The sequence below is a fragment of the Parvibaculum sp. genome (assembly GCF_002684405.1).
Lineage (GTDB): Bacteria > Pseudomonadota > Alphaproteobacteria > Parvibaculales > Parvibaculaceae > Parvibaculum.
Window position 1 is genome coordinate 1 of sequence record NZ_NYVD01000061.1, and the last position, 8803, is coordinate 8803.

Below are 8803 nucleotides of genomic sequence, written 5' to 3' on the forward strand. Positions count from 1 at the left end.
CGACCCGCCTTTCGAGGACCGCGCCGAATTCGCCGCGCTGGAAAAAGCACTCGCCGGCGCGCATCGCCGATGGGCGACCGGCACCCTCCTCGTCTGGTACCCGGTGAAGGACCCGAGCGTGAGCGGCGAGTTCCTGGAACGCATGGCGGCAAGCGGCATCCCCAAACAGCTCGCCCTGGAACTCCATGTGGCCGCGCCCGACGGCAAGCGGATGACGGGCTCGGGCATCCTCGCCGTCAACCCGCCCTACCCGCTGGTGAACGAGGGCGAGGCGATGCTCGGCTGGCTGGCGGAAAAACTCGCGCAAGGCCCCGGCGCGCGGGCCCGCGTGGAATGGCTGACCGAGTAAACCTCCCATGACCCGGTAAACCTCCCGGGCCCCCCGCGCGGACTGACTTCGAACGCTGTTCTGGTCATTCGGTTGGCGCTCCACCCCCGAACGGGTCTATAAAGCCCCTGCGTTACCCCCCAAAAACAAACCGGCGAAACAAGCCGGCAAGACACAAGCGGGGAACGCGAGGAAACGAGGGGCGCGTGGAGAGCAAGTCAGTTGAAGGCCGCGACGAGACCGGGGCCGCCGAAGCCGCCCGCAAGGCGGACGCCGAAACCGCCTATGAAGCGGTCATAGAAGCGAACCTGCCGCGCAACTACGCGGCCAATCTGGCGCATGGCCTGCTCGGCCAGACCGGCTTCCGCCTCATCAACGCGCCGACCTTCATCCCCGCCTATATCTTTTTGCTCTCCGGCTCCGAATTCGTGGTGGGCCTCGCGCTCGCCGCGCAATGGATGGGCGCGGCCGTCTCCGCCACCTTCGGCGCGACGCTCATCGAACACCGAAAGCGCGTGCTGCCGGTCGGCTTCGTGATCGGCGCAGGCATGCGCCTCGGCGTGCTGGGCCTCGCGCTGTCGGGCTTCTTCCTGCCGCCGCATTGGGCGCTCATCACCGCCATTGCGATGCTCTGCCTCTTCGGCCTCTTCAACGGCATGCAGGCGGTGATCTTCAACACGCTCATGGCGAAAGTCATTCCCTTACGCCTGCGCGGACGGCTGACGGGCTTCCGCAATTTCAGCGCCGGGCTGACGGCGGCGGGCGTCTCCTATCTCGGCGGCAAATATTTCGTCGGCGAGAACATGCTCGGCAATGGCTATGCGACGACCTTCCTGCTGGGCTTCGTCCTCACCGCGACGGGGCTGATGATGCTCCTCATCGTGAAGGAGCCGATCCCGCCCAGCATCCGCCCGCGCGCGAAACTGGGCCAGCGCCTGCGCCAGATCCCGGCCATGCTGGCCGAAGACAGGAGCCTCGGCTTTTATTACGTCGCCGCCGCGCTCGCCGCGCTCGCCACCATGGCGGTGCCGTTTTACATCATCTATGCGGGCCAGCGGATCGGCCTGTCGGGCACGACGCTCGGTATTCTGTCCACGGCGTTTCTCATCGCGCAGACGACGACCAACCTCGCCTGGGGCACGGTGGCCGACCGCTTCGGCAACCGGCTCGTCTTCATGATGGCGATCGGCATCTGGGCGGTGTCGATCTTCGCGCTGATGCATGTGGGCACGATCTGGACGGTGGCGGCGGTGTTCGCGGGGCTGGGCGCCGGACAGGGCGGCTTCATGAATTCCAACATGAACATCATCGTGGAGTTCGGCGCGCGCGAAGACCTGCCCATGCGCATCGCGGTGCTGAACACCTGCACCTCGGTGATGATGGCCATGGGCCCGCTCTGCGGCGGCCTCATCGCACATGGCGTCTCGTTCGAGGCGCTGTTCTGGCTGGCGATCACCGTGCTGGCAGGCTCCGCCGCGACGATGTTCTTTCTGGTGGATGAGCCGCGGAAGCGGGGGATGCTGGGAAACTAGATAGATTTCGCACTGAGTTCTCAAAAAACCGTGCTTTTGGGTCGAAGCTAAGCATGCAGGCTTTGTACTAGATAGTCGCGTATCTCAAACAAGTTCACATTGAAGCGCTCCGCATCAGGAGGAAATACAAATATGCTCAACTTACTCGAGAAAGAATTTTTGTTCACTTCATCCGCGAAGGATTGAGCGATGTGCTCAACTACTTTTTTTCTTGGGATACTTAGACGCCCACGGCCTGTTCCTATGATCGCGGTAGCAACATCCCCCAGCTCACCCTTTACCGCAATAGCTTCCCAAAGTCGCTCAAGAGCGAGGTCAATGTCTTTGATGGAAGTAGAAGCATTCCCGTCTGCGTTTAGCTCAGACATCGCCACCAAATAGAAGGCTTTCCCATGTGCCGATACTTTCGCCACCGTTCCCATTGGGTATCGACGTGTTTTTCCTTTACGTGAAGAAATCTCTTCAAACTCTTCGCCTTCCAGCGATGCATTGATTTGCTCGTCCAACTCTTCCGTGTTTCCCCCAAAAAACTTGGCCGTAAACTTTCCCTGCACGCTATCGGGGTTTATCAGGCCGTTTCCTATGTCAGTGTCAAATGTCGTGTTTGTACTAATCACGATATTAGGAGCAGAAGATTCCAGCAGGTCTCCTATGCAAACCTCAAACGCCAAATCCTTTTTTGGAATCTTGTAGAAAACCCTTGAAGCTGGCAGTTTTGTAAGAACAGAAGCGACCACAGAAAAACCAAGAACAACGAATAAAGAATATGAACTGTATTTATCCCTAGTATACATGCCGAAAAAATCAAGCATTTCTAACAATAAGTACACACTACCCAAGAAAACAAGAACCCTTTCCACCCCCACCACAGAAAAAAGAGCGTACCGCCAATAAGAAAAAGTTCGAATTGAATTAAAAAAATACCTCATATTTACAACCCTAAACTCTTGTAAATGCCGTCAACATAATGAAATGGACCAGATTTACCAGACGATTTATAAGCCCGGTGTCTGTCTGGCCAATGTTTCATCGCGTGCTCGACAATCGCTGGGCTGAAGGGGACGTATAAAACTAACTCAGACTTAATCGCTGAAGGACATAGCGCGTCGATTCTACGATTACCGTTTAAATTAACGCCAATTATTGGCAAATCTAGACGCAATGCAACTTCCATTTCCCATTTAACGAATTTCTTAAGGTACTTTGTTCTTTCGCCAATAAGGACAATAAAAACTTTGGAATTAGCAAAGCGCTCACGCAATTTTCTTTTTATACTCTCCTCTTGGCTGCTGTCGCGAGCAGTGTTTAGGTCGTGCGCATTGTGAAAATCAAATGTGAAATTCTTATTCTTCGACCATGCAGTCATTAATCGATAAAAGCGCATGTCTGTATCGCCGTCGAAACAAATATAAGTCTTATTGCGATAAGCCAAAATGCCACCTCATCTTAAAGCAAACCCGCACGAGCTCTATGTTTCCGCTCGATTATAATAGAAAGTGATTCAGCTTCACAGATAGGCGGTGGTCGTTGGAGCAACCATTCCACCCTTTTGCGTGATTATGAATATCCGCAATTGGTGTTTTGTTATGACTACCGCTTGGAACTCCTTAAGCGCAGGTACCGAGAACAATGCATGAGCAAAGTGCCCTCCCGGAGTCGAGACTGAAAACACAATGGCGCCCCGGCCCAGATCATGGATCCCGGCTTTCGCCGGGATGACGGCTTTGCTGGGGGGCGGTGATTTTCGCAGGTTTTGAAGCCGTCATGCCGGGCTTGCCTGCCCCGGTGGAAACCGGGGGCGCGGCTTGACGGGTTGTTTTGGGCGGGCGGGAAGAGCCTCGCGAAAAAAGAGCGCATGAAAAAAGCCGGTGCGGTTTCCCGCACCGGCTTTATCGCACCCGGATGATCCGGGACGCTGATTAGGCGGCGTTGGCGCCGAGGACGGCCTTGGTCTCGAGGAATTCCTCGAAGCCCAGCTCGCCCCATTCGCGGCCATTGCCCGACTGCTTGAAGCCGCCGAAGGGCGCGTGGAGGTCCGGACCGGCGCCGTTCACATGGATCTGACCGGCGCGGATCTGCGCGGCGACCTTGTTGGCATGCGCGAGTTCGCCCTGCACATAGCCCGACAGGCCATAGACCGTGTCGTTGCCGATGCGGATGGCTTCTTCCTCGGACTCATACGGCATGATCGCCAGCACGGGGCCGAAGATTTCTTCGCGCGCGACGGTCATGTCATTGGTGACATTGCCGAAGATGGTCGGGCGGACATAGAAGCCCTTGTTGAGGCCTTCCGGACGGCCCGTGCCGCCGGTGACGAGCGTCGCGCCTTCCTCGATGCCCTTCTGGATGAGGCCCTGGATCTTGTTGAACTGAACTTCGTTCACCACCGGGCCCATCGTCGTGCCTTCGGCGTTCGGGTCGCCGACCTTCACGCTTTCAGCCGTCGCCTTGGCGATCTTGAGCGCTTCGTCATGCTTGCCCGCCGGGACCAGCATGCGCGTCGGCGCATTACAGGACTGACCGGAATTCTGCATGACGCCCATCACGCCGCCGGCGACCGCCTTTTCCAGGTCCGCATCGTCGAGGATGATGTTCGGCGACTTGCCGCCCAGCTCCTGCGCGACGCGCTTCACCGTGTCGGCAGCGGCCTTGGCAACGAGGATGCCCGCACGGGTGGAACCGGTGAAGGACACCATGTCCACATCCGGGTGGCTGGAGATGGCCGCGCCCACGCCGGGGCCGTCGCCATTGACGAGGTTGAAGACGCCCTTGGGCACGCCCGCCGCGTCCATCACTTCGGCGAAGATATAGGCGTCGAGCGGCGCTTCTTCCGACGGCTTCAGCACGACGGTGCAGCCCGCGGCGATGGCCGGGGCGACCTTGCACATGATCTGGTTCATCGGCCAGTTCCACGGCGTGATGAAACCGCAAACGCCGATCGGCTCCTTGCGCAGCGTGGTCGTGCCGCGCTGCTCTTCGAACTCATAGCCCTTCAGGATCTCGATCATGGTGCCGAGATGCGCCACGCCCATGGCGGCCTGCGCCAGCTGCGAGAGCTTGGCCGGCGCGCCCATTTCCATGGTGATCGCCTCGGCGATGTCGCCATAGCGGCTCTGATAGACCTCGAGGATCTTGCCGAGAAGCGCGACGCGGTCCTCGACGCTGGTCTTCGAGAAGGTCTCGAAGGCCTTCTTGGCCGCGGCCACCGCCTTGTCCACATCGGCCTGGGAGCCGATGCTGATCTTGGCGCAGGGCTCTTCGGTCGCGGGGTTGATCACGTCGAGCGTCTTCGGCTGGGCCGGGTCGACCCACTCGCCATTGATGTAAAACTTCAGGCATTCTTTCATGACAGTCCTCCGTTTGAAGCCGGTCCTCGCGGGCCGGGCGCCTGTTTTTATGCTGGATCGGATCGCGAGGGGGGCGAAAACCGCCCGGCGACGCTCCGTTTTTTGGCACCCATGCGAGGGGATTTTTGTTGTCAGGAAAACTGGCATGAGCATCGGGCGCGGTCCAGTGCAAAAAGCATGAGATTTCTGCCATGTGAGAGCCGGAAAAGCGCCGCCCAACGCAAAATTTCCGGTTTGCCGCCCCAAAAAAACCGCAGACTGCCACATCATGTAGGCACAGACGAAATGGGCCACCAACCGGACGATTGAAAGATATGTTTGTCGATGGACGCCAGGTTCCCGAGGGAACCATTATCGAGACCGACCTCGCCATCATTGGCGGCGGGGCTGCGGGCATTACCATTGCGCGCGAATTCGCAGGGACGGGCGTGCGGGTCGCGCTGATCGAATCCGGCGGCTTCGACTTCGACGCCGACACCCAGGCGCTTTACGAGGGCGAGATCGGCGGCGTGGACTACACGCTGGACGGTTCGCGCCTGCGCTATTTCGGCGGCAGCACGAACCATTGGGGCGGCTGGTGCCGTCCGCTCGAAAAGGAAGATTTCGAAAAGCGCGACTGGGTGCCCCATTCCGGCTGGCCCATCACGCGCGACGATCTCGACCCCTATTATCCGCGCGCGGCCGAAATCTGCCAGCTCCATTCGACCAATTTCGACGACCCCGAAGGCTGGAAGACCGACAAGCCGGTCGAGCCGCTGCCGCTGGCGGGCGACGAGGTGATGACGCGCTTCTTCATCTATTCGCCCCCCACCCGCTTTGGCGAGGTCTACCGCCCCGACATCAAAAAGGCGGAGAACGTCACCTGCTATCTCAATTCCAATGTGCTGGAGATCGTGCCGACGGAGAACGCGGCGGAAGTGGACCACCTGCGCGTGGCAACGCTTCAGGGCAACGGCTTCACCGTGAAGCCGAAAACGGTCGTGCTGGCCACGGGCGGCATCGAGAATGCGCGCATGCTGCTCCTGTCGAACAGCGTCGCGACAGCAGGCCTCGGCAACCAGAACGACATGGTGGGCCGCTATTTCATGGAGCATCCGCATATCCCCTACCCGGCGGATATCCTGATTACCGATGAAAAGCTGGTGCCCGCCTTCTACCGCACCTATACGCCGGTGGAAAAAGCGGTGATGCGCGGCTGCTTCATGTTCACGCCCGAATATCTGGCGCGCACCGGCCGCCTCGGCACGGTGATGACCTTCTATCCGCGCGAGGAAGTGAAGGCGGCCTACACGCCGCCGAAAGACGGCGACGCCACGCCGGAAAAGAAGGCGGAACGGGAGGCCGCCCACAAACTCGATGCGGGCATCCTGCAGGCGGTCCGCAGTTCGACCGCCCTGCCCGCGAAAAACGACGCGCTGGGCTGGCGCTTCGGCATCGGCTGCGCCAGCGAGCAGCAGCCCAATCCGGACAGCCGCATCACCCTGTCGGAGGAGAAGGACGCCCTCGGCCTCAACCGCACCAAGCTCACCTGGCGGCTCAAGGGCACGGATGCGACGAGCCTGCACCAGAATGTCCGCGCGCTTGCCCGCGCCTGGGGCGGCTGGGGCGAGGGACGCATCCGCATCATGTTTCAGGACCGCGAGGAATGGACCGAGGCGGAGGGCTGGGGCAACCACCATATGGGCTCCACCCGCATGGCGGCCGACGCCAAGCAGGGCGTCTGCGACGCCGATTGCCGCGTGCACGGCATGTCGAACCTCTATATCGCCGGGTCCTCGGTCTATCCGACGACCGGCACGGTCAACCCCACGCTGACGCTGGTCGCGCTGGCGGTACGCATGGCCGACCATCTGAAAACGCGCTTCGCAAACACCCAGCCGGGGGAGACGCTCTGAATGGCCGACGCAACACTTTCGCGCAGAAACGTCCTGATCCTCGCCGGCGCCGCGGTGGCGGTGAGCGCCATCCCGCTCGCCGTGTCGATGTCGGAGCCCGAACAGCTCGGCCTCGAAAACAGCCTTACCGGCATCATGGCGGGTCCCAAAGCCATTGCGCTGATCGGCCACCGCTGGATGGACCAGGGCGGCGAGCAAAGCAATGTCGCCGCACTGAGCCGCCGCATCGCCAAGAAGCTGCGCGATCAGGGCTGGACGCCCAAAGCGACCACAGGGGAAACGCGCACCGCCATGGCGAAAATCACCCGCGCCGATTTCGCCAATGACGACATGGTGCTGGTGGACAATTGGGCCCTGTCGCGCAGCTGCGTGGAACTCTGCGCGCTGGCCGCCCTGATGAACGAAGGCGGACCTAAAAGCGAGGCGGCAGGCGAAGCCGCACGCCCCCACGGGTAACCTCGGGACGAATGGGCGGCTGCCCCTGGCAAAGCCGCTCGCCCGCGGGCACGCCACGCATCCGCGCGAGGATCGTGCCCGCGCGGGAGCGCATATAGGCCGACGGGCTTGCCGGATCGCGGCCCAGCGGATCGGGCAGGCTTGCCGCCAGCAAGGCGGCCTGACGCGGGCTGAGCTGGGCGGCATGCACGCCGAACCAGTGCTGCGCTGCGGCTTCCGCGCCGTAAATGCCGGGGCCCCATTCCACGATATTGAGATAGAGCTCCATGATGCGGCGCTTGGAGAGGATGGTTTCGAGCCAGACCGTCGCAAAGCTCTCCCCGCCCTTGCGCAGGAAGGTTCGCCCCGGCCAGAAAAAGAGGTTCTTGGAGGTCTGCATACTGATGGTCGAGGCCCCGAGGATATGCCCGTTGCCGCTCTGATAGCGGTCGATGGCATGGCTGACCGCCTGCCAGTCGAAGCCGGTATGCCCGCAGAACTTGCCGTCCTCCGAGGCGATGACCGCGCGCTGCAATGAGGGCGAAATCTTCGAAAGCGGCACCCAGTCCTTGTGAAGCCCGTAGCCTTCGATGAGACGGATGACCATGAGCGGCGTCGCCGGCGGCGGCACGAAGGCATAGACGGTGAGAACAAGCGCGGGCACGCAGAAGACCACGATCACGATCCGCATCAGCCATAGCGAGAACGGCGAGCGCGCCGCCATCTTCTCGCGTTGACGCTGCGCCGCCTTTCGCCGCCGGACGAAATCACGGTGCTGTTTCACTCTTCTGCGCTTGCGCTTCGCCAACTCGTTTGCCCGCTCCGCCGGAAACTCCGAAAGCATGGTTACATGCCGAAGGAATATGGCAAAAAAATTCCCAATCGGCGTCACTTTCTCGCCCAGCTTCGCTTTCAGGACTCTGTCTCAGGGTTCGACTTCTGCAAACCGCGAACCGCGATGCGTCGGAACCCGCGCATCGAAGGAGGTGACGCATGAAGAAGACAGCTATTGCCCTTATGTTGGCCTCGGCGATGGGTTTGGGCGCCTGCACGAACATGGACAAGACCAGCCAGGGCGCCGTCTCGGGCGGCGCGATCGGCGCGGGCGTGGGCGCGGCAGCCGGCGCGATCACCGGCGGCGACCCGGCCACGGGCGCAGCCGTGGGCGGTGCCATCGGCGCCGCGGGCGGCGCCTATAAGGGCTGCAAGGAAGAAGGCGACTGCAAGTAACCGCCGCCTGCCCGATGGCAAACGAGACGGCCCGGC

General features: G+C 61.0%; 9 protein-coding genes. 5 read left to right on the forward strand and 4 right to left on the reverse strand.

Going from position 1 to position 8803, the window contains the following annotated elements:
• Positions 1-349, forward strand: a 349-nt coding sequence (gene rlmJ / locus CMI59_RS05210) for a 23S rRNA (adenine(2030)-N(6))-methyltransferase RlmJ (RefSeq protein WP_293325655.1), incomplete at its 5' end; no start/stop codon positions are given.
• Between the two features lie 185 nt (positions 350-534).
• Positions 535-1860, forward strand: a complete 1326-nt coding sequence (locus CMI59_RS05215) for an MFS transporter (protein ID WP_293325658.1) — start codon at positions 535-537, stop codon at positions 1858-1860.
• Between the two features lie 47 nt (positions 1861-1907).
• Here CMI59_RS05215 and CMI59_RS05220 read toward each other — a convergent pair whose 3' ends face one another.
• From CMI59_RS05220 to CMI59_RS05230, 3 genes are all read right to left on the reverse strand, one after another.
• Entirely contained in the window at positions 1908-2789 is an 882-nt protein-coding gene (locus CMI59_RS05220; RefSeq protein WP_293325661.1) for a macro domain-containing protein, read from the reverse strand.
• Between the two features lie 2 nt (positions 2790-2791).
• Entirely contained in the window at positions 2792-3292 is a 501-nt protein-coding gene (locus CMI59_RS05225; protein WP_293325665.1) for a TIR domain-containing protein, read from the reverse strand.
• A gap of 487 nt (positions 3293-3779) precedes the next feature.
• Positions 3780-5207 carry an aldehyde dehydrogenase family protein gene (locus tag CMI59_RS05230; protein ID WP_293325668.1) on the reverse strand — a complete coding sequence of 476 codons (1428 nt, stop codon included), beginning with the start codon at positions 5205-5207 and terminating at the stop codon, positions 3780-3782.
• 314 nt (positions 5208-5521) lie between these two features.
• On the opposite strand from CMI59_RS05230, the gene CMI59_RS05235 reads away from it, so the two are divergent.
• The gene (locus CMI59_RS05235; protein ID WP_293325671.1) at positions 5522-7102 is read left to right on the forward strand and encodes a GMC family oxidoreductase; all 1581 of its coding nucleotides are present in this window, start codon (positions 5522-5524) and stop codon (positions 7100-7102) included.
• Positions 7103-7558, forward strand: coding sequence for a hypothetical protein (locus CMI59_RS05240; RefSeq protein WP_293325673.1), 456 nt, complete (start codon positions 7103-7105; stop codon positions 7556-7558).
• Here CMI59_RS05240 and mtgA read toward each other — a convergent pair.
• Positions 7515-8321: a monofunctional biosynthetic peptidoglycan transglycosylase gene (gene mtgA, locus CMI59_RS05245; RefSeq protein ID WP_293325676.1), complete on the reverse strand. Its 807-nt coding sequence runs from the start codon at positions 8319-8321 to the stop codon at positions 7515-7517. The genes CMI59_RS05240 and mtgA overlap by 44 nt on opposite strands.
• 209 nt (positions 8322-8530) lie before the next feature.
• On the opposite strand from mtgA, the gene CMI59_RS05250 reads away from it, so the two are divergent.
• Complete coding sequence (locus CMI59_RS05250) at positions 8531-8767, forward strand: YMGG-like glycine zipper-containing protein (protein WP_293325679.1); 237 nt, start codon at positions 8531-8533, stop codon at positions 8765-8767.
• Positions 8768-8803: the final 36 nt, after the last annotated feature.